The organism is Pyxidicoccus xibeiensis (assembly GCF_024198175.1).
Lineage (GTDB): Bacteria > Myxococcota > Myxococcia > Myxococcales > Myxococcaceae > Myxococcus > Myxococcus xibeiensis.
This window is the reverse complement of sequence record NZ_JAJVKV010000007.1, coordinates 323,095-343,360: the sequence shown is the minus strand read 5'-3', so window position 1 is coordinate 343,360 and position 20,266 is coordinate 323,095. Positions and strand designations below refer to the sequence as shown.

Here is a 20,266-nt window from a genome sequence, read left to right as displayed (position 1 = left end):
TGGGAGGCGCCTAGCGGCGCGTCAGCCGGCAGGTGGAGGAGGAGCCGTTGGTCAGCTGCACCATCTCGAAGAGGTAGGCCCCCGGCTTGTTCATTGTGAGCAGGGCGAAGCGCTCACAGCGCGCGAAGTACAGCGAGTTCTCCGGGCTCGAGACGTTCTGGATGAAGGTGAAGGTGCGGGGCGTGCCCTCCCCCTGGAGGATGCCGGTGACCTCAATCCGGATGGTGTCGACGACCTTGATGCCGTCCACCGTCTCGAAGATGTAGGGCAGGCCCCGCTGCGGCGTCTCCGCCAGCGCAGCAGGGGCCAGCACTAGGGACACGGCCAGCAGGGCGGTGCGGAGGGCTCGGTTCTTCAACATCTCGGAACTCCTCGGATGGGGGAGGGCGGGCCGGTGTCCGGCAGTCGCCGCTCCGTATACGGAGTGAGCCCATTTTCCTGACCTTTTCCCGCCACCGGGCGCTTCGCCTTGTCACGGTGCGTCGGCTGCAATACGCCTTGAGGCATGACCACCGCCGCGCTCCCCGCAGACTTCCTCCGGGCCATCTCCGAGGGCTTCCCCGCCGACTTCCTCACCCGGGAGCCGGGGGAGTTGCAGGAGTACGGCCGGGACTGGACGCGCGTGTACGCGCCCGCCCCCAGCGCGGTGGCGCTCCCCCGGAGCACGGAGGAGGTGGCCCGGCTGATGGCGCTGTGCCACCAGCACCGCGTGGCCGTGGTGCCCTCCGGCGGCCGCACGGGCCTGGCGGGTGGCGCGGTGGCGGCCCGGGGCGAGGTGGTGCTGTCGCTCCAGCGCATGGCGCGAATGGGCCCGGTGGACCTGCTCGGCAACACGGTGCGCGTGCAGGCGGGCGCGGTGACGGAGGCCGTGCACCACCACTGTGCCGGGCATGGCCTCACGTGGCCGGTGGACTTCGCGTCCAAGGGCTCCAGCACGGTGGGCGGCAACATCGCCACCAACGCGGGCGGGGTGAAGGTCATCCGCTACGGCCTCACCCGCCAGTGGGTGCTGGGCCTCCAGGTGGTGACGGCCCAGGGGCAGGTGCTGGAGCTCAACGGCGCGCTGGAGAAGAACAACACCGGCACGGACCTGCGGCAGCTCTTCATCGGCAGCGAGGGCACCCTGGGCGTCATCACCGAGGCCACCCTCAAGCTCACCCAGCTGCCGGGGAAGCAGGACGTGTTCCTCTTCGCGGTGCCGGACGTGGCCGCCGTGCTGCGGCTGTTCCGGGACGCGCGCCAGCAGACGGCCTTCGGCATCTCCGCCTACGAGTTCTTCACCGACAGGTGCCTGGCGCGCCTGCAGCGCCACCGCAAGGTGCGCTCACCCTTCGAAGTGTCCAGCGGCTGCTACGTGCTGCTGGAGGCAGAAGCCCGCGACGCGGCGGCGGTGGAGGCGTGGCTGGGCTCGCTCTTCGAGCGCGGGCTGGTGACGGACGGCACCCAGGCCCAGGGCGCGGCCCAGGCCGCGGAGCTGTGGACGCTGCGCGAGGGCATCAGCGAGAGCCTGTCCGCCACCGGCCTGCCCCACAAGAACGACATCTCCCTGCCGGTGGCCGCGCTGGAGGGCTTCTGCGCGGAGCTGGAGTCCGTCTTCGCCGCGCGCTACCCGGGCTGGGAAATCTGCCTCTTCGGCCACATCGGCGACGGCAACCTGCACGTCAACATCATGAAGCCGGACGCCATGGAGAAGGCGGAGTTCCTCGCCCGCACGAAGCAGGCGGACCCCACCATGTTCGAGCTGGTGAAGAAGCACGGCGGCAGCATCTCCGCCGAGCACGGCATCGGCCTCTTGAAGAAGGACTACCTCGGCTACTCGCGCTCGCCGGAGGAGCTGGAGCTCTTGCGCGTGCTCAAGCGCGCGCTGGACCCCCAGGGCATCCTCAACCCCGGGAAGGTCGTCGACGCGTGAGCGAAGCCGCGCCCGTCAGGAGACGATGCGCGTCTTGATGTCCGTGTGCAGCCCCGCGATGCCGTCGCAGACGGGGCGGGACACGTCCTGGTCCAGGTCCATCACCAGGTAGCCGATGTTGGCGTCGGTGCTGAGCACCTGGGCGTGGATGTTGGCGTTCAGGTCCGAGACAATCTTGTTGATGTCGCGCAGCACGCCCGGGATGTTGCGGTGCACGTTGAGGATGCGGTGCGTGCCGGGGATGAGCGGCGCCTCGATTTGCGGGAAGTTGACCGCGCCCGTGGTGGCGCCCGCCTTGAAGTACTTCAGCAGGCTGGTGGCCACCTCCTTGCCGATGGCCGCCTGGGCCTCTTCCGTGGAGCCGCCGATGTGCGGGGTGAGCACCACGTTGGGCAGGCCCTGCAGCTCCGTGACGAAGCCGTCCGAGTTGGTCTCCGGCTCCTCCGGGTAGACGTCCACCGCGGCGCCGCCCAGGTGCTTGGAGCGCAGCGCCCGCGCCAGTGCGGGGATGTCCACCACCGTGCCGCGGCTGGCGTTGATGAGGCACGCGCCCTTCTTCATCCGCGCCAGCTGGTCCGCGCCAATCATCAGCTGCGTGGACGGCGTGGCCGGCACGTGCAGCGTGACGAAGTCCGACGTGGCCAGCAGCTCGTCCAGCGTGGCCGCCGACTGCGCGTTGCCCAGCGGCAGCTTGGTCATCACGTCGTAGTACTGCACCCGCATGCCCAGCGACTCGGACAGCACGCCCAGCTGCGAGCCGATGTGGCCATAGCCGATGATGCCCAGCGTCTTGCCGCGCACCTCGCGGCTGCCGGTGGCCACCTTGCGCCACTGGCCCGCGTGCACCTCGCGGCTGCGGTCGAAGAGCTGGCGCGTCAGCACGACGACCTCCGCCAGCACCATCTCCGCCACGCTGCGCGTGTTGCTGAAGGGCGCGTTGAAAACGGGGATGCCGTGCGTGTTGGCGGCCGCCAGCTCCACCTGGTTGGTGCCGATGCAGAAGGCGCCGATGGCCAGCAGCTCCTCCGCGTGCACCAGCGCGGCCCCCGGCACCGTCGTCTTGCTGCGGATGCCCAGGAGGTGCACGCCTCTCAGCTTCTCGGCCAGTTCCTCCGGCTTGAGGGCGGAGCTCGTGCGCTCCACCTGGAAGCCCTCGGCGGCCAGCATCTCCTCCGCGGACGGGTGGATGTTCTCCAGCAGCAGGGCCCGGAAGGGGCCCTCGTTGGTGATGGGACGCGTGGGCGAAGGCGGGAACCGGGCAGTGCTCATGTCGCTGTGCGTTAGACCTCGGCTCCAGGCCTGTCAAGAGTGGGGTGAGGGAGCCGCCGCCCGGGTGGCAGCGGCAGGGTGAAGGTGAACGTGCTGCCGGCCCCCGTGGTGCTCTCCACCCAGAGCTGGCCGCCGTGGGCCTCCACCAGGCCCCGGGCGATATAGAGGCCCAGGCCGCTGCCCTGGCGCATGGTGGCGCGGGACTGCCAGTGGCGCTGGAAGACGCGGGGCTGCTCGTCCGGGGGGATGCCGGGGCCGGTGTCCCGCACGGCCACGCGCACCTCCTCCGTGCCGCCCGCGGTCTCCACCGTCACGGTGCCTCCGGCCGGGGTGAACTTCAGGGCGTTGCCCAGCAGGTTGGCGAGCACCTGGAGGATGCGCTCGCGGTCGCACTGGGCCATCAGCCCCGGCTCCAGGCGCTGCTCCAGCCGGAGGTTCTTCCGGGTGAACTGGGGCTCGATGAGGGCCAGGGCCTCGCCCACGACTTCGCCCACCGGCTCCGGCCGGGGCATCACCGCCAGCGGCTGGCCCGCGTCCAGCCGGGCCGCATCCAGCAGGTTGGTGATGAGGCCCAGCATGTGGAGCGCGGCCCGGTCCATGGCCGCCACCCGGCCCACCAGCGCCTCCCCGCCGGCGAGCCGTCCCAGCTTCTGCTGCAGCACCGCGGCGCCCAGCCGCACGGTGGCCAGCGGGTTCTTGAGGTCGTGCGAGACGATGGCCAGCACCTCCTCCCGCTCGCGCGCCGCGGCCTCCGCCTCCTGGGCCAGCCGCGCGTTCTCCCCGGCCAGCTGGCGCTGGAGCTCGGCCTCGGCTCCCGCCTGCCGCCGGGCCCGCACCTGCTCCTCGTGCAGCCGGTTGCTCACCGCCGCGGCCCGCCACACCACCGCCGTCAGCGCCACCATCATCGCCACGGCGAAGAGGGGCCACGCCAGCCGCGCGTCCATCAGCCCCCGGTGCACGCCCAGGTGCACCAGCACGCCCACGCCCACCGGCAGCAGCCCCGCGAAGAGCAGCCGCCGCGCCATCACCCCTCCGGCCGCCGCCGACGTCACCACCGACACCGGCCCCTGGTCCGGCCGGAGGACGAGGGCGCCCAGGGCCAGCAGCACCTGCGCCACCGCCGTGTGCGGGGCGATGCCCAGGCCGCTGCGGAGGCGGTAGATGCGGACCTCTCCGAAGGCATAGCCGAGCAGCGCCATCAGCGGCACGAGCACGGCCGCGAGCGCCAGGAGCTGGGAGCGGGCCGTCCCCGCGCCCCGGCCGTCCACTGACAGCAGGGACAGTCCCAGCAGCAGGAAGCCCAGCGAGGTCTGCGGGGACATGCGGCGGGCCGCCAGGCTGCCGGGCATCCAGAGCGCTTCCGGGCTCCAGATATAGGAGGCGAGCGTCACCACGCTCGCTCCCACCACCAGCGCCGCGGCGAGCTTCGCCAGCAGCGTCCGGGTGGGGCTGCCCGCCAGCAGCCAGCCGAGGGACACCGCCAGGAGCACGAAGTTCACGGCGGACAGGGCCATCATGGTGGGCAGCCCGGGGAACACGGCCGCCAGCACGTCCCTGCCCCAGACGGCCCAGCCCGCCAGCACCACCGTGGACAGGGGGAGCACGAGCGCCACCGCGAGCCGTGGCACCTTCCCCGCCCTGCGCCAGAGTGTCCGCTGCCGCGCTTCGTCCACGCCCGGCCCCCCGCTTCGGACCATGAACGTATGAACGGCCCCGCCGGACCGCCCGGGCGTGCGAGCGAGGCTTCCCTGCAGGTCTTGCTTCCGCGCCCGCCCGCCCGTTCCTCAGACGGCCATGGGCAGGGTGAACGTGAAGGTCGTTCCCTGGCCGACCTCGCTCGCCACGCGCAGCGTGCCGCCGTGTGCCTCGACGATGCCGCGGGTGATGGACAGGCCCAGGCCCACCCCGCTGCCGGGCGTGCGCGCGGGGGGCCGCAGGAGCCTGTCGAACAGGACGGGCAGCACCTCGGGGGCGATGCCCGTGCCCGTGTCGGACACGCTCAGCTCCACGCGGTCCTCCTGGACGGCGGCCGCCACCTGGATGCGTCCGCCCGCGGGCGTGTGCCGGACGGCGTTGCCCACCAGGTTGGAGAAGACCTGGTGGATGCGGTCCGGGTCGCACCGCACGGCGACGTTCCTCATGGGGCCGTGCAGCTCCAGGCCAATGCCCCGCTCGTGGGCGATGGGGCCCAGCTCCGCGGCCTGCTCCATCAGGGTGGTGAGGGCCAGCGGCACGGGCGACAGCCGGAACGCCCCGCCCTCGAGCGCCGCGAAGTCGAGCAGGTCATGGATGAGCCGCTCCATGCGCAGCGCGGAGCGGTTGATGGTCTCCAGGTGGTGGCGCGCGCGCCCGTTGAGCGGCGCGAGCAGCGGCGCCAGCAGCGACGTCGTCATGGTGATGACGCCCAGCGGGTTGCGCAGGTCGTGCGACACCATGGCCAGCAGCTCCTTGCGCAGCCGCGTCTCGGACTCGGCGGCCTGGCGCGCGGACCGCTCCGCCGAGTACAGGCGCCCGTTCTCCACGGCCACCGCCGTGGAGTCCGCCAGCGTCTGCAGCAGCGCCACCTCGCGGGCGTTCGCCCTGTGGGGCACCGACCAGTACGCGCCAATGGCCCCGATGGGGTCCAGGCGGCGGATGGGCACCATGGCCAGGCTCTTCACGAAGGTGGCGCGGTAGGCCTCGTGGGGGATTCGCGCGTCGGCGTAGATGTCCTCGATGACCACGGGGGACTGGTGCTGCATCGCCCACCCGGAGATGCACGAGCCGATGGGGAAGCGGCGCCCCTTCCACAGCGGGGCAATGGCCTCTTCGTCCGCGTAGTAGACGGTGTCCCCTTCACGCAGCACGAAGGTGATGCCGTCCGCGCCGCTCAGCTGGCGGGCCGCGCGACGCACGAGCGCCATGACGTCTTCCAGCTCACGCGGATGGGCGAGCTCACGGACGACCTCCAACAGCACCAGCGCGTCATCGTGAGACAAGGCCTCGAGCGGCAGCGGGTCTTGGAACCTGCGCAAGGAGCTCCTCCTTCGCGAGAGGGATTCAGCCAACACGCCTTGGAGGCACGACGTTCACTCGCTCGTCACGCCCGAGGGGGGGCGCCTGGGACAGCCGGAGGCCTGGTTGCATGCCTGCAGATCTAGGGAGCCCTCCCGGCTGCCGCAACCGGGGGATGTCCACTGTCTGACGGTGGCAGGCGCGCTGGGGCGCAGGGGGACCGCGGTGCTTCAGGACCCGGGAGGGCGGGACGGCCCGTGTCGCGTGGGCGTCCCGCCACTTCCACCGGGAGGGGGCTACCGGACCGTCCAGCTCACGGAGCCGCTGCAGCTGGAGCTGCCGTAGCAGCCGGCGCGGAGCTGATACGTGCCACCCGCGCCCTCGGGCACGGTGTACGTGGCGTGGGACAGCTGGCCGCAGCCGCTGGAGTCGTCGCTGTCGAGCACCTGCTGGCCGGCGCTGTTGTACAGGCGCAGCCAGGTGTCACCGGTGCCGCTGCCACCCACCACCACACAGGTGCCGAAGGTGAGGCTGTGCCCGGCGGGGACGGTGACGTCCTGGTTGACGGTGTTCGCCTGTGCGTTGTTGGTGTTGCTGGCGTTGAAGGCGAAGACGCCGCTAGCGGCCGGCGGCGGGCTGCCCGCCTCCACCGTCCACGCCACCGTGCCCGAGCAGCTCCCGGCGGCGTAGCAGCCGGCGCGAACCTCGTAGGTGCCGGCGGCGGGGGCGGTGAAGACCAGCCTGGAGCCACGGCCCCCGCATGCGTCGTCGTTGGAGGCCACCTCGACGCCGGCGGGGCCGTTGAGGCGCAGCCAGGTGTCGCCGGTGAACGCGGCGCTCGCCACGCCGCACGTGCCCAGGGTGAGCTTCTGGCCCGCGGTGAGGGCCACCCCGCGGTTGACGGTGTTCACGGTGGCGCTCTGGGTGGCGCTGGCCGAGTAGGGGAAGGAGGTCCCCACCGGCGGGACGCTGGCGCACAGCCGCGTGCTGGTGGCCACCGCGCAGTACGCGTCGATGGCGGGCCGCACGTAGGTGATGTCCTCGCCGCCGCAGCCGTCCTCCTCGCACACGTTGACGACGTTGCAGCTGCCCTCGGGGACGTAGTCCGTCTCGCCGCGCACCAGGATGCCGGCCACCGTGTGGCCGTCGTTCTCGTACACGCCCGAGCCCGAGTTGCCGCCGAAGGTGTCCGTGCTGGCGATGAAGTAGTCCAGCGTGGAGGCGCGCGCGTCGCGCACCGAGCCGCCCGAGTCAATCTTGAAGGGGATGCCGCTGCCCGAGCCAATCACCGTCACCCGGGTGCCCGCCGGCAGGGGCGCGTTGCCCGCGCGCACCGGGGCCGGGGTGAAGCGCGGGGTGGCCGGCCGGTCCAGCCGGATGACGGCGTAGTCCAGGTTGCGCCCCCCCGTCGTGCTCTGCCGGCGCGCGACGATGGACTGGCAGGAGAAGATGTCCGCCGTCGTCACCGGCTGCAGGGTGGTGGCGCTGTCGCGGTAGAAGTTGAACACGAAGCGCGTGCTGCCGCAGGCCGACGCGCTGGTGATGCAGTGGCCGGCGGTGAGCACCAGGTCGTCGTCGATGAGCGTGCCCGAGCACTGGGCCGGCGTCGGGTCGTCCAGGAAGCGCTCGGAGGGACACAGGTTGTAGAAGTCCCGCAGCGTGTCCGAGAGGAAGGTGACGTCGTTGGGGTTGGACATGTCGATGTCCGACCTGTTCATCAGCGCCACGGTGGACTGCTGGGCGCGGGCACGCAGGGTGGCGCTCGGATGGGCGTACACGTCCATGCGGTCGTCGGTGCCGTACACCACGGGCTGCCCGCCCGCGCTCGTCGGCGGGGCCTCACCCCGGGGCGTCCCGGGCTCCGGGGCCGGCTCACAGGCCGCGAAGGAGAGCGTGCACAGCAGCGCGCCGAGCAGTTGCCTGCGGGCGTCGGACCGGGGGTTTCGCATGGAACTTCCACTCCTGGGGGAGACGTGAGGCCAACCGGGGGATGGTCAGCCTGACCCCACTATAGGCGAAAATTCCGAACTGGCGGTATCTCAGAGGCCGGGGCTCAGTCGGCCTCGGGGTCCTTCAGCCAGGCGAGGGCCTCGCCGCGCGACTCGAAGGTGCGGGTGGGGATGGTCAGCATGGCCCGCTTCGTCATGCGCCAGGCCTGGAGGCCCGAGGGCGGGTCCACCACCACGCGCGCCGAGCGCATCATGCCGTGCAGCTGCGCGTAGGCGTTGAGGCTGGCCATGGCGCTCACCACGTCGCCCGGCATCACCCGGAGCTGGGACTGGTCCACCAGCGCGGACCACTCGCCGTTGAAGGCGTTGATGGCCTTCTTCACATCGCTCAGGTACTCGGCCAGGTCCTCCGAGGTGACCTGCGCGGGGTAGATGACCTCGAGGATGCGGTCCTGCGTATGGACGTTGATCTGAAAAGGCATGTGGTGCGGGCTCCGGGCGGGGCGCGACATCCTAGCCGCAGCCGGTGACATTCCGATACCCGAGGACGCGGGGGGCACCCTGGCGGGTGGGGCGCCTGCCCTGTCCGGGAGTACGTGGAATGTCAGACCCGGGTGGTACCTACGTCCTTGCCGCTGCACCGGAACCGACGCGCCGAAGGGGTGCGATGGCGGTCACAGCTGGCAAGAGGGTCTCTCATCATGAACACGAAGCTCTATGTCCTGGGCGCCGTGCTGGGCGCCGCGCCGGCGGTGTCTCTCAGGGGCCACCCCGCCGTGGTGGTGCCCCCACCCGAGCTGCCGGAGGCGAAGGAGGAGCCGCGCGACGCGGGCAGTGATGGCCGCACGCGCGGCGCGGGTGGGGCGGACGTGCCGCGTCACCCGTGCGAGCTCATCACCATCATGAAGGTGCCCTGCGACCCGTCGCGGGACGTCTGCGAGTACACGTACTGGAAGTGCCCGGAGGTCGTGAACCCGCTCCGGGCCTGAAGTCCTGAAGGAAGGCGCGACCCGTGGGCGGCCGGTTCCGCCCTCGTGGGGGCGTGAAGCAGTGCTGGCGCGGTGGAGGGGGCCTGCTGGATGCGGCCCGGTCCACCGCGCCGGCGTTTCACGGGCCCGGCTCAGTTCGTCGGGTTGGCCTTCTTGAGGTGCTGGTCCAGGAAGGCGCGGGTGCGCGAGTAGGCCTCGGCCTCGTTCTTCTTCTTGCTGAAGCCATGGCCCTCGTCCGGGAAGACGACGTACTCGACGGGGACCTTGCTCTTCTTCACGGCCTGGACGATTTCGTCCGACTCCACCTTCAGCACGCGCGGGTCATTGGCGCCCTGGATGACGAGCAGCGGCTTGCGAATCTTCTCCGCGTGGAAGAGGGGCGAGACGGCGCGCAGCTGCTCCTCCTGCTTCACCGGGTCGCCAATCTCCTGGTAGAGCGCCAGGCGCTGGGCCTCCCAGTAGGGGGGAATGCTCTTCAGGGTGCGCAGCCAGTTGGACACGCCGAAGATGTCCACGCCCACGTTGAAGGCGTCCGGGTGGAAGGCCAGCGCCGCCAGCGTCATGTAGCCGCCGTAGCTGCCGCCGATGATGCCGATGCGCGAGGCGTCCACGTACGGGAGGCTGGCCAGGTACTTCTTCGCCTCCAGGCAGTCCTGGAGCGGCTCGCGGCCGTGCTTCTGGTCATCCGCCGTGAAGAACGTCTTGCCGTAGCCGGAGCTGCCGCGGTTGTTGATGCCGAGCACCACGTAGCCGTGGTTGACGAGGTACTGCATGAACGCGGAGTAGCCCTTGCGCGTCTGGCCGCCGGGACCGCCGTGCACCCAGATGAGCGCGGGCGCCTTGGCCTCCGCCGTGGCCTGGTGCGGCTTGTAGAGGATGTTGGGAATCTGCATCCCGTCGAAGGACTTGAAGCGCACCACCTGGGAGTCCACCAGGTCCTTCGCGTCGATTTCGGGGTTGATGGTGTCCGTCAGCCGGGTGACCTTCTTCGTCTCCACGTCGTAGGCGTAGAGGTTGGAAGGGGAGCGGTCGCCGTTGTGGTAGAAGGCGATGCGCTTCTCGCTGCGCGCGAGCGTCACGCCGGTGATGTCGCCCTCGGGCAGCTGCGGCAGCGCCAGCGGCTTGCCGGCCTTCACGTCGTGCACGCGGATGACGGTGCGGCCGTCCTCGTTGATGCCGGTGACGCGCAGGGCGCCCTTCTTGGAGAAGTACGTGTACATCACGTCCCAGTCCGCCTTCTCCACCTCCTCCACCTTCCCGGTGGCCAGCACGTAGCGCACCACGCGGGTGAACTCGGAGCCCTGGTTGGTGAGCAGGTACAGCGCGGAGGTGGCCGGGTCGAAGGCGGCCGACCACCACCACGCGGTGGTGCCCTTGTGCGGGCTGAGGTGCTTCATCTCCTTCGTCGCGACGTTGTAGAGGTGCACGTCGCTGTCGGAGGTGGTGTTGGTCTTCTCCAGGGAGAGCCACTTCTCGTCCGGGGACACGTTCCCCACGTCGAGGCCCTGGTCGTTCTGGTAGAAGAGGGTGCGCGCGTACGTCTTGGCGTCGTAGCGGTACAGGTCCATGTAGCGCTCGTCGCGCTCGTTGCTGAGGACGTAGAAGGCCGTCTCGTCATCGCTCCAGCCGAAGAAGCTGGCGCGGTGCTTTTCGCCCGGGGTGAGGTCCTTCTCCTTGCCGTCCGGCGTGCGCACGTAGAGGTGCGTCAGCTCGTTGCCGCCCTGGTCGCGCGAGAAGAGGATGCGCTCGTCCCTGGGGAAGTAGCTCACGGCATAGGTGCTGTCCGTGGTGGAGCGCGTGAGCTGCGTGGGCTTGCCGCCCCCCACCGGGATGGAGAACACGTTGAAGATGCCCGTGGTGTTCGACGAGAAGAGCAGCCGCTTCTCGTCCGGGGAGAAGGACGCGCCCTGCAGCCGCGTCGTCGCCATGAACTGCTCGATGGTGTAGCTCTTCGAGGGGCGCGTGGCGGCGCGGGCGGTGGGCGGCTTCGCGGCGGCGGCCGGCGCTGCTTGCGGCACGGCCAGCGCCAGGGTGGGAACGAGCGCCACGGCGGCGAGCGCGCGTGACACGGTGGACCAGGACGTCATGGAACCTCCAGGGGGACAGGGAGAGGGCGGGCCCGGCGGGCCCGCGGAGAGCCAATCTGGCGTAACGGCGTCTGGAAGACGAAATTCCGGTCACCCGATTGCGTCAGACGGACTTCACTCCGCCGGGGTTGCGGGGGCCGCGGGAGCCGCGGGGGGCGCCTTGAGGTGCTCGTCCAGGAAGGTGCGGATGCGCTCGGTGGACTCCGCCTCGCTCTTCTTGCTGCCGAAGCCGTGGCCGTCGTCGGGGAGGACCAGGTAGTCGACGGGGACCTTGTTCTTGCGCACGGCCTGGACGATGGCGTCCGACTGCGCCTTCTTCACGCGCGGGTCGTTGGCGCCCTGGATGACGAGCAGCGGCTTGCGAATCTTCTCCGCGTGGAAGAGCGGGGAGATGGCGCGCAGCATGTCCTCCTGCGTCTCCGGGTTGCCCATCTCCTGGTAGAGCACGTCGCGGAACGCCTCCTGGTGTGGCGGCAGGTCCTTCAAGAGGCTCACCCAGTCCGAGGGGCCGAAGACGTCCACGCCCACGTTGAAGGCGTCCGGGTGGAAGGCCAGCGCGGCCAGCACCATGTAGCCGCCGTAGCTGGCGCCGAGGATGCCCACGCGCGCGCCGTCCACGTAGGGCAGGCCGGTGAGGTACCCCTTCGCCTCCACGCAGTCGCGCAGCGGCTCGCGGCCGTGCTTCTGGTCGTCCGCGGTGAAGTACGTCTTGCCGTAGCCGGAGCTGCCGCGGTTGTTGACGGCGAGCACCACGTAGCCGTGGTGGACGAGGTACTGGATGAAGCTGAGGTAGCCCCGGTACGTCTGGTCCCCCGGGCCGCCCTGGGCCCAGACGATGGCGGGCGCCTTCTTCTCCGCCGTGGCCTGGTGCGGCTTGAAGAGGATGCCCGGAATCCGCAGCCCGTCCGAGGCCTGGAAGTGCACCACCTCCGACACCACCAGGTCATTCGCGTCGATGGCGGGGCTGAGCGTGTCCGTCAGCCGGGTGGCCTTCTTCGTGGCCAGGTCATAGACGTAGAGGTTGGCCGGCGAGCGGTCCCCATTCACGTAGAAGGCCAGTCGCTTCTCCCCGCGCGCAATCACCACGTCGGTGATGCCGCCCTCGGGCAGCTTCGGCAGCGCCAGCGGCTTGCCCGTCTTCGTGTCCGTCACGCGGATGACGGCGCGGCCGTGCTCGTTGATGCCGGTGACGCGCAGCGTGCCCTTCTTGGAGAGCGTCAGGTACATCACGTCCCAGTCGGCCTTCTCCACGTCCTCGCGCTTGCCGGTGGCCAGCATGTGGCGCACCGCGCGGGTGAACTCCGAGCCCTCGTTGGTGAGCAGGTACAGCGCGGAGGACGCCGGGTCGAAGGTGGCCACGCGCCACGAGGCGATGCCCTGGTGCGGGGTGAGGTGCTTCAGCTCCTTCGTCGCGACGTTGTACAGGTGCACGTCGCTGTCGGCGGTGGTGTGGGCCTTCTCCAGGGCAAGCCACTTCTCGTCCGGGGACACGGCGCCCACCTTGTAGCCGTCGTTCTGGAAGAGCAGGGTGCGCGCGTACGTCTTCGCGTCGTAGCGGTACAGGTCCTGGTAGCGCGGATCCCTCTCGCTGCTGAGCACGTAGAAGGCGGAGCCGTCGTGGCTCCAGCCATGGAAGCTGGCGCGGTTGCCGGCGCCCGGGGTGAGGTCCTGCTCCTGGCCGTCCGGCGTGAGGACGTAGAGGTGCGTCATCTCGTTGCCGGCCTGGTCCCGCGAGAAGAGGACGCGCTCGTCCCTGGGGAAGTAGCTCACGGCGAGGGTGGCGTCCGTGGTGGAGCGGGTGAGCTGTGTGGGCTCACCACCCGTCACCGGCGCCGAGAAGACGTTGAAGATGCCAGTCTCGTTGGACGTGAAGAGCACCCGCTTCTCGTCCGGGGAGAAGGACGCGCCGAACACGTCCGTCGTCTCCATGAGCTGCTCGAGGGTGTACTGCTTCGACGGGAGCGAGGGGGCCCCCGTGGGCTTCGCCGGCCTGGGCGCGGCCAGCGCCAGCAGGGGAAGCAGCGTCAGCGCGGCGAGCGTGCGTGACACGGTGAGACGGGACGGCATGTCGGCTCCAGGTGGGCAATCACCGCGGGCCCCAGGGCTCGCGCGAGGCGGGCACTCTGGCCCAATGCCACCTGCCGTACAAAAACCGTTTGCGCCCCCGGGACTGGCATTTCGAAAGCCCACCCGCGGAAAAGGTTTCACCCTGGCTGTGAACGCCCGGTGCAACAGTGCGAAAGCACTGGGACAGGGAGTGGCACGCCGGACGCATTTCCCGCCGCCTGAGACTCGGCTCCGGAGGTGCGGTGTGCGGCGGGCGCGGTTGGGGGAGTTGCTGGTCCAGCTGGGGCTGTTGACGGAGCAGCAGCTCGCCACGGGGCTGGCGTACCAGTCCCAGTGGGGAGGCCGGCTGGGCGAGGCCCTGGTCGCCATGCGGATGCTCGGCCCGGACCTGCTCCGGCGCGTGCTGGCGAGCCAGCTCCAGGTGCCCTTCGTCCGGGGCGAGCAGATGGCGCGGGTGCCGCCACAGGTGGTGCGCAGCGTGCCCGCCACGGTGCTGAAGCGGTTTCGCGTCTGCCCGCTGCGCGTGGAGCGGCAGGGCGCTCGCGTCATCCTCTACGTGGCCACCTGGCAGCCGGAGAACCTGCCGCAGCTGGACGAGCTGTCGTTCATCACCCGGTTCACCGTGCGCCCGGTGCTCGCGCTGCCGGACGACATCGACCGCACCCTGCGTCAGCACGGTGTGCTCGACAGCTGGGACGTGGCCCCGCTGGAGCTGCCCACGGATGATGGCACCTCTCTTGAAATCACCCGGTGTGTCGACCCGGGGCCGGCCCAGCCCGTCGGACTGGGGTGAGGCTTCGGAGCCGCGCCCGCCTGCCCACTCGTGCCACGAGTTGGTTGAGGGGGCGGCGTCCAGGAAGTGAAAGCCGGCCCCTTCCGCGTTGTGTTGGCGATGCACGATTCCCAGACCACTTCCACCAGCAGCGGCGTTGCCCCCATCCTGGCAGGCGAGCGCAACAGGCTGGTTGCCCCTCCTCCGGAGCCCACGTTCCAAGAGGCCCTGGACGATGCGAGGCAGTGGCTCGATAACGTCCACGAGCGGATGTTGCAGGCCCCCGACGAGGTGCTGCGGCAGGACATGCAGTCGCTGCACCTGGGCCTGCTCACCCTGCGCAGGCGGTGGAGCCCGGAGGTGTGGAAGCGCTTCTGCAAGGAGGTCGCTCGCAAGCATGCGCTGCGGCCCTTCCTCCACCAGTGTCCCTTCACGCGCCGCGCGTATGAGCGGCCGCGCGGGTACGCGGGGGACGCGGTCCTCATCGACTACCTGTACATGGACCACGCGTCGGACGAGCTGCACGCGGGGCGTGAAATCTACCGGTTCATGCACCAGCAGCCCAGCTCGGTCAGCGTCCGCGAGCGGCGCGAGCTGCTGGCGCGGGCCATCGACGAGACGGCCGAGCGCGTGCCGGGCGCCGCGCGCATCCTCTCCGTGGCGTGTGGCCACCTGCGCGAGGCGGAGTCGTCGCGCGCGGTGGCCGAGCGCCGCGTCGCCGAGCTCGTCGCCTTCGACCAGGACCCGCTGAGCCTGGCGGAGATTTCGCACCACAACCCGCACGGCGTGGTGAAGACGCAGTGCGGCTCCGTGCGCGCGCTGCTGTCCGGCAAGACGAAGTTCTCCGACATGGACTTCGTGTACTCCGCGGGCCTCTACGACTACCTGTCGGACGCGGTGGCCACGCGGCTCACCGGGCTCTTGTTCGGCATGCTGCGCTCGGGCGGGCGGATGGTGGTGGCCAACTTCGCCATGTACCCGCCGGAGACGGGCTACATGGAGGCCTTCATGGACTGGTGGCTCACCTACCGGGACGAGGACGGCATGCGCGCGCTGCTGGGCGAGGTGCCCATCGACGCGCTCGCCTCCGTGCGCCTGTACCGCGACAGCGTGGACAACGTCATCTACCTGGAGCTGACGCGGCGCTGATGGCTCAGTGCAGGGCGTCGGACTCGGCGCCCGGCGCGAGCGCGGGCCCGGCCAGGGGCAGGGTGACGGTGAAGGTGGAGCCCTGGCCCGGGGTGCTGTCCACGTCGATGGTGCCGCCCAGGGCCTGCACGATTTCGCGGACTATCCACAGGCCCAGGCCGAAGCCGCCGTAGTGGCGCACGGACACCGCGCGCTCGAAGCGCTCGAAGATGCGCTCGCGGTCCTCGTCCGCGATGCCGATGCCGTGGTCCTGGACCCTGAGCCGCACCAGGCCGCCGTCCTCCTCCAGGGAGACTTCAATCGGCTTGTGCGCGCCGTACTTCATGGCGTTGGCCAGCAGGTTGCCCACCACCTGCTCCAGGCGCATGGCGTCCCAGCGGCCCGTCAGGGACGCGTCCGAGGTGTGGAAGCGCACGGGGCACTCCGCGCGGGCGAGCGCCTCGCGGCTGCGCTCCAGCTGGCCGCGCACCAGCGCCACCACGTCCACGTCCTCCAGCTTGATGTGCAGCTGCCCCTGGGCGATGCGGGAGATGTCGAGCAGGTCATTCACCAGCCGCCCCAGCCGCTGCGTCTGCGAGTAGGCGGACTCCAGCTTGGTGGTGAGCTTCTCCGGGGCCAGCGGCTTCTGCGTGCCCGCGCGCACCTGGGACTGGAGCCCCTGGATGTGGAGCTGCAGGGAGGTGAGCGGCGTCTTCAGCTCGTGCGCGGCGATGGAGAGGAAGTCGTCGCGCCGGCGCACCGCCTCCTGCTCGGCGCGGTACAGGCGGCCCTGCTCCTCGGAGAGGGCGGCGATGCGGGAGAAGTTCTCCGCGTTCTCCAGCGCGGCGCCGGCCAGCACGGTGACGAACTCGGCCAGCCGCTCCTCGTCGTCGCCGAACAGGGCGCCCACCTGGCGGTGGCTGGCCACCAGGCACGCCATCGTCTTGCCGCGTACCTGGATGGGGGCGCACAGGAGCGAGCGCACGCCGAGCAGCTCCATGCTCTCGCTGACGCCGCCGGGCAGCCCCTGGCCCATGACGGTGATGCGGCCCGTCTCCAGCGCGCGGGCGAGCGCGGTGCGGCTGACGCCCTGCTCCTCCACGTCCGCGGCGGGCAGGAGGCCGCGCGGGTCCAGCACCACGCAGTGCTCGGCGCGCAAGAGCTCCAGCATGGACTGGCGGGCGGCCTCGAAGACGGCCTCGCGCGACAGGGCGGACGCCAGGCGCCGGCCGGCCTCCAGCACGCGCGGGAAGCGGTCCACCAGCGACAGCGTGCCCACGCCGCCGTTGTCGCGCTCGTGCCTGCCGGGGACGAGCCCCTCCTCCAGCTCCTCCAGCTCGCGCGTGGCCTCCGACAGGTCCTCCGCGGCGCCGGGCCAGTCCAGCGCCCGGCCCAGCTCGCCGCGGGCCTTCAGCGTCAGCGCGCGCTCCTCGCGCATGTGCTGGGTGTCCGCCACGCGCAGGGACTGCTCCAGGAAGCGGCGGGCCCGGCGGGGGTGGCCGCGCATGGCGGCCAGCAGGCCCCGCTCGCGCAGGGCGTGGGGGAGGTTGTTGCGGTACGTGCGCGCGGTGGCGTGGGCCCGCTTCGCCACGTCCTCGGCGCGCTCCAGCAGCGCGTCGCGCCGGGCCGGGTGCAGGGGCGAGGTGCACTCCGCCAGCTGCCGCAGCGCGGTGGCGAGCCACGGCGCAATCGGGGCCACGTACTCCTGGCGCAGGTGGGCGTCTCCCACCAGCTTCTCGGCGCGCTCCAGCACCTCCACGGCGCCGGACGCGTCGCCCAGGCGCAGGAGGCGGATGGCCTCCGCCTGGAGCACGCCCGCGTAGCTCTGCGGGTCCGGCTGGTCCGGGTTGGTCAGCTCGCCCTCCAGCAGCGAGCCGGGGATGCGGCCTCCGGCGGCCTTGGCCCAGGCCTCCAGGCCCAGCCGCTGCGCGTAGCGGTCCCCCAGCGCGCTCGCCGCCGCGTGCAGCCTGCGGCTGGTCTCCAGGGCCTCCTTGAGGCGGCCCAGCCGGTAGAGGGACATCGCAATCTGGAAGGTGGCGTTGTTCACCTCCCACGGGTCGCCGGTGCGCTCCAGCAGGCGCACCGCCTCGCGGCACTTGTCGATGCACTCCTGGAAGCGCGAGGAGGCGTAGCAGGCCAGCCCGTAGAAGTGCAGCGACTGGCCCTGGCCCCACACGTCGCCCTGCTGCTTGCGCAGGGCCAGCGACTTCTCCGCGTAGGCGAAGGCGCGGCTGAACCAGGGCAGCGTGGTGAGCGCGGGCGAGTGCGCCGAGTACGCCTGGGCCAGCTCCGGCGTGGGCGGGTAGCGCTCCGCCAGGTTCAAGTCCCGCAGGTGTGCCCACAGCACGGCCATGCGCCCGCGGCGGTACCAGTAGCCATAGGCCAGCCGGCTGTAGAGCTGGACGGCCAGCATGTCCCGGTCGCCGCGCTCCAGCGGCCGCCGCCCGAGGAAGACGCCGGGGGCCACGGTGTGGGCGCCCTGCGAGAGGATTTCCCACAGGGAGCTGGCCCCGGTGAGCAGGCCGCGCGGAGGCACCCAGCGCCCCAGCAGCTTGAGGCTCTGCTCCAGGTACGTGTTGGCCTGGCCGAAGTCACCGCGCTTGAAGGCCAGCTCTCCCAGCTGGCCGAGGATGCGGGCCTGCTCGGGCTTGTCGCGGGCGAGGGACTGGGCGCGCTCGAGCTGCTGGCGGGCCTCGTCGTAGCGGCCGCGCAGCATGAGGACGTTGCCCAGGCCGGCGGAGATGCGGAAGCGGGTGCCCGCGTCCGCGCCGGCCCCGCCGCGCTCGGCGATGCGGTAGTTCAGCTCCGCCGTCTCCAGGGCGAAGCGCTGGCGGGCCTGCTCCGCGGCGACCAGCGCGAAGGGCAGCGCCTGCGAGTACTCGCCCGCGGCGTCGAAGTGGTACGCTAGGTCGAAGGAGTCCTGCGGCACGCTCTTCGCGGCGGTGCGCGCCGCCAGCCGGTGCAGCTCCCGCCGCTCCTGCGGCGTCAGCATGTCCAGCAGCACCTCGCGCAGCTTGTCGTGGACGAAGGTGTAGCGCGCGCCGTCCGCCCACAGCATGTGCCGGCGGCGGGGCTCGTCCAGCGCGCTGACGACCTCCGCCGGGGTGGTGCCGGCCAGGGCGGCGATGCGCCCCAGGTCGAAGGACTTGCCCAGCACCGCGCCCACGGACAGCAGCCGCAGCGCGTCCGGGGGCAGCAGCCGCAGGCGCCGCACGAGGAAGGTGGCCGCCTGGCGCGAGGAGCGCGCGTGCGCCATGGCCTCCGGCTGCACGCGCCAGCCGTCGGGGCCGGGCACCAGCACGGCGTCCTCGACGAGGCCGTGCAGCACGGCGCTGGCCATGAAGGGGTTGCCCTCGGACAGGCGCGCCACCAGGTCGGTGGCCTCGGGCGGGAGGGCGCCGGCCATGGACTCCGCCAGCCGCGTCACGTCCGCCGCGCCGAAGGCGGCCAGCCGCAGGTGGGCGGTGGGGGCCAGCCGGCGCAGCACGTGCGTGGGGCCGATGTCCTCGCTGCGGAAGGAGAGCACGACGAGCACGCGGCCCCGGGCCTGGCGGCGCGCGAGGGACCAGCCCTCCAGCGCGCGCAGCGTCAGCTCGTCCGCCCACTGGCAGTCGTCCAGCACCACCACCGCGGGCTCGTCCTCGGTGCCCAGCGCGCCCAGCAGGGCCGTGAGGGCCCAGACGCTCCGGCTCTCGCCCAGCGACTCCGGCCCCAGCCCCTGCGCCCCCGCCTGGGGCTGCGGGCACAGCACGGACTCCAGCTGCGGCAGCACCGTGCACAGCCCGGCCTCCTGACCCGCCAGCCGCTCCCGCAGCAGCCGCGCGAGCGCGGGCCGCTCCTTCATCGCGGTGGAGATGCCCGAGGCCACCCCGGAGAAGAGCTGGAAGGGGCGCTGCGCGGCCTGGTCCAGCGCCTGGCCATGCAGCACCCACGCGCGGTGCTGGAGGGCGCGCGCGGAGAACTCCTCCAGCAGCCGGCTCTTGCCGCCGCCGGACTCGCCCTCCACCACCACCAGGCGGCCCAGGTCCGCGCGGGTGCGCTCCAGCTCGCGCTCCAGCGTGACGACCTCGTCGTGGCGGCCCACGAAGGACGGCTCGGCGAGGCTGCGGCGCTGGTCGTGCGCGCCGGTGACGAGCTCCGGCTCCGCCTCTCCGTGCGCGAGCGCATCCTCGATGTCGCGCAGGTCCGCCAGCGCGGACTCGGCGGACTGGTAGCGGTCCTGCGGGTCCGTCTGCAGGAGGCGGGCGATGAGCTCCTCAAGCGCGCGAGGCACTTCGACACCCACCGAGCGCAGCCGGGGCCGCGTGGCCAGGTGCTGGCGAAGGACTTCACCCACGGAGGCGCCGTCGAAGGCGGCCCGGCCGGACAGCGCCTCGAAGAGGACGATGCCCACCGAGTACAGGTCCGTCGTGGCCTCCACGGGCCGGTTGAGCAGCCCGGCCTGCTCCGGCGACAGGTAGCGCGCGGTGCCCACGGGCAAGTCCCGCAGGGACGGGTCCAGCCGCTCGCTGCGCGACAGGCCGAAGTCCACCAGCGTCGCCTGGGACAGCGGCTCCCCGGAGACGAGGAGGTTGGAGGGCTTCACGTCGCGGTGGAGGACGCCCTGGCGGTGGACCTCCGTCAGCGCGGACAGCATGCTGGAGCCCAGGGTGAGGGCCTCCGGGACGGAGAGGGAGCCCCGGGACAGGCGCTCCTCCAGCGTCTCTCCCTCGAGCCAGGGCGTCACGAGGTAGAGCAGGTCACCGGCGGTGCCCAGGTGGCGCACGGGGATGACGAAGGGGCTCTCCAGGCGTGCGAGGACGGTGGCCTCGTGCTCCAGCCGGTGTCGGGCCGCGGGGGCGAGCGCCACGGCGGACGTCACCTTCACGACGACGCGCTCTCCGGTGCGCAGGTCGTTGCCGGTCCAGGTGGAGATGCCGCGGCCCGCCTTCAGGCGCTGGACGAGCTCGAAGCGGTTCCCCAGCCGGCGGCCGGGTTGCGGCTCTCCGGGAGCGACACCGGCATACTGGAAGCCCTCAGCCATTCAGTGCCCTCGCCCCCGTGCGAATCGCCCCTCTACGGTTGGCCGTGCGTCCCTCCTACAACCTTGGGTGCCGGAA

13 protein-coding genes are annotated in these 20,266 nt (G+C 71.5%); 4 read left to right on the top strand and 9 right to left on the bottom strand.

All coding sequences use genetic code 11. From position 1 onward, the window contains the following. Positions 1–10 precede the first annotated feature (10 nt). Positions 11–361 carry a hypothetical protein gene (locus LXT23_RS30655; protein ID WP_253983892.1) on the bottom strand — a complete coding sequence of 117 codons (351 nt, stop codon included), beginning with the start codon at positions 359–361 and terminating at the stop codon, positions 11–13. Between the two features lie 144 nt (positions 362–505). On the opposite strand from LXT23_RS30655, the gene LXT23_RS30650 reads away from it, so the two are divergent. After that, positions 506–1,912, top strand: a complete 1,407-nt coding sequence (locus tag LXT23_RS30650) for an FAD-binding oxidoreductase (protein WP_253983891.1) — start codon at positions 506–508, stop codon at positions 1,910–1,912. A gap of 15 nt (positions 1,913–1,927) precedes the next feature. Here LXT23_RS30650 and serA read toward each other — a convergent pair whose 3' ends face one another. From serA to LXT23_RS30625, 5 genes are all read right to left on the bottom strand, one after another. Further along, a complete protein-coding gene (gene serA / locus LXT23_RS30645) occupies positions 1,928–3,181 on the bottom strand; it encodes a phosphoglycerate dehydrogenase (RefSeq protein WP_253983890.1) in 1,254 nt (417 codons plus the stop codon). An 11-nt stretch (positions 3,182–3,192) separates the two neighbouring features. Beyond that, the gene (locus LXT23_RS50430; RefSeq protein ID WP_253983889.1) at positions 3,193–4,854 is read right to left on the bottom strand and encodes a sensor histidine kinase; all 1,662 of its coding nucleotides are present in this window, start codon (positions 4,852–4,854) and stop codon (positions 3,193–3,195) included. Positions 4,855–4,965: 111 nt separating this feature from the next. Next, positions 4,966–6,195 (bottom strand): GAF domain-containing sensor histidine kinase, encoded by a 1,230-nt coding sequence (locus LXT23_RS30635; RefSeq protein WP_253983888.1) that lies wholly within the window; start codon positions 6,193–6,195, stop codon positions 4,966–4,968. 276 nt (positions 6,196–6,471) lie between these two features. Continuing rightward, positions 6,472–8,124 (bottom strand): serine protease, encoded by a 1,653-nt coding sequence (locus LXT23_RS30630; protein WP_253983887.1) that lies wholly within the window; start codon positions 8,122–8,124, stop codon positions 6,472–6,474. A 104-nt stretch (positions 8,125–8,228) separates the two neighbouring features. Beyond that, positions 8,229–8,606 (bottom strand): SpoIIAA family protein, encoded by a 378-nt coding sequence (locus tag LXT23_RS30625; RefSeq protein WP_253983886.1) that lies wholly within the window; start codon positions 8,604–8,606, stop codon positions 8,229–8,231. 219 nt (positions 8,607–8,825) lie between these two features. Here LXT23_RS30625 and LXT23_RS30620 point away from each other — a divergent pair, with 219 nt between their 5' ends. Then, positions 8,826–9,113: a hypothetical protein gene (locus tag LXT23_RS30620; protein ID WP_253983885.1), complete on the top strand. Its 288-nt coding sequence runs from the start codon at positions 8,826–8,828 to the stop codon at positions 9,111–9,113. A gap of 131 nt (positions 9,114–9,244) precedes the next feature. Here LXT23_RS30620 and LXT23_RS30615 read toward each other — a convergent pair whose 3' ends face one another. Both LXT23_RS30615 and LXT23_RS30610 read right to left on the bottom strand, forming a co-directional pair. Next, positions 9,245–11,200 (bottom strand): S9 family peptidase, encoded by a 1,956-nt coding sequence (locus LXT23_RS30615; protein WP_253983884.1) that lies wholly within the window; start codon positions 11,198–11,200, stop codon positions 9,245–9,247. 114 nt (positions 11,201–11,314) lie between these two features. Next, complete coding sequence (locus LXT23_RS30610) at positions 11,315–13,267, bottom strand: S9 family peptidase (RefSeq protein WP_253983883.1); 1,953 nt, start codon at positions 13,265–13,267, stop codon at positions 11,315–11,317. 244 nt (positions 13,268–13,511) lie between these two features. On the opposite strand from LXT23_RS30610, the gene LXT23_RS30605 reads away from it, so the two are divergent. Further along, complete coding sequence (locus LXT23_RS30605; RefSeq protein ID WP_253983882.1) at positions 13,512–14,060, top strand: GspE/PulE/PilB domain-containing protein; 549 nt, start codon at positions 13,512–13,514, stop codon at positions 14,058–14,060. Positions 14,061–14,159: 99 nt separating this feature from the next. Then, positions 14,160–15,188, top strand: a complete 1,029-nt coding sequence (locus LXT23_RS30600) for a methyltransferase domain-containing protein (protein WP_253983881.1) — start codon at positions 14,160–14,162, stop codon at positions 15,186–15,188. Positions 15,189–15,192: 4 nt separating this feature from the next. Here the strand turns inward: LXT23_RS30600 and LXT23_RS30595 are convergent, their stop codons facing one another. After that, the gene (locus LXT23_RS30595) at positions 15,193–20,190 is read right to left on the bottom strand and encodes a protein kinase domain-containing protein (RefSeq protein WP_253983880.1); all 4,998 of its coding nucleotides are present in this window, start codon (positions 20,188–20,190) and stop codon (positions 15,193–15,195) included. Positions 20,191–20,266 lie beyond the last annotated feature (76 nt).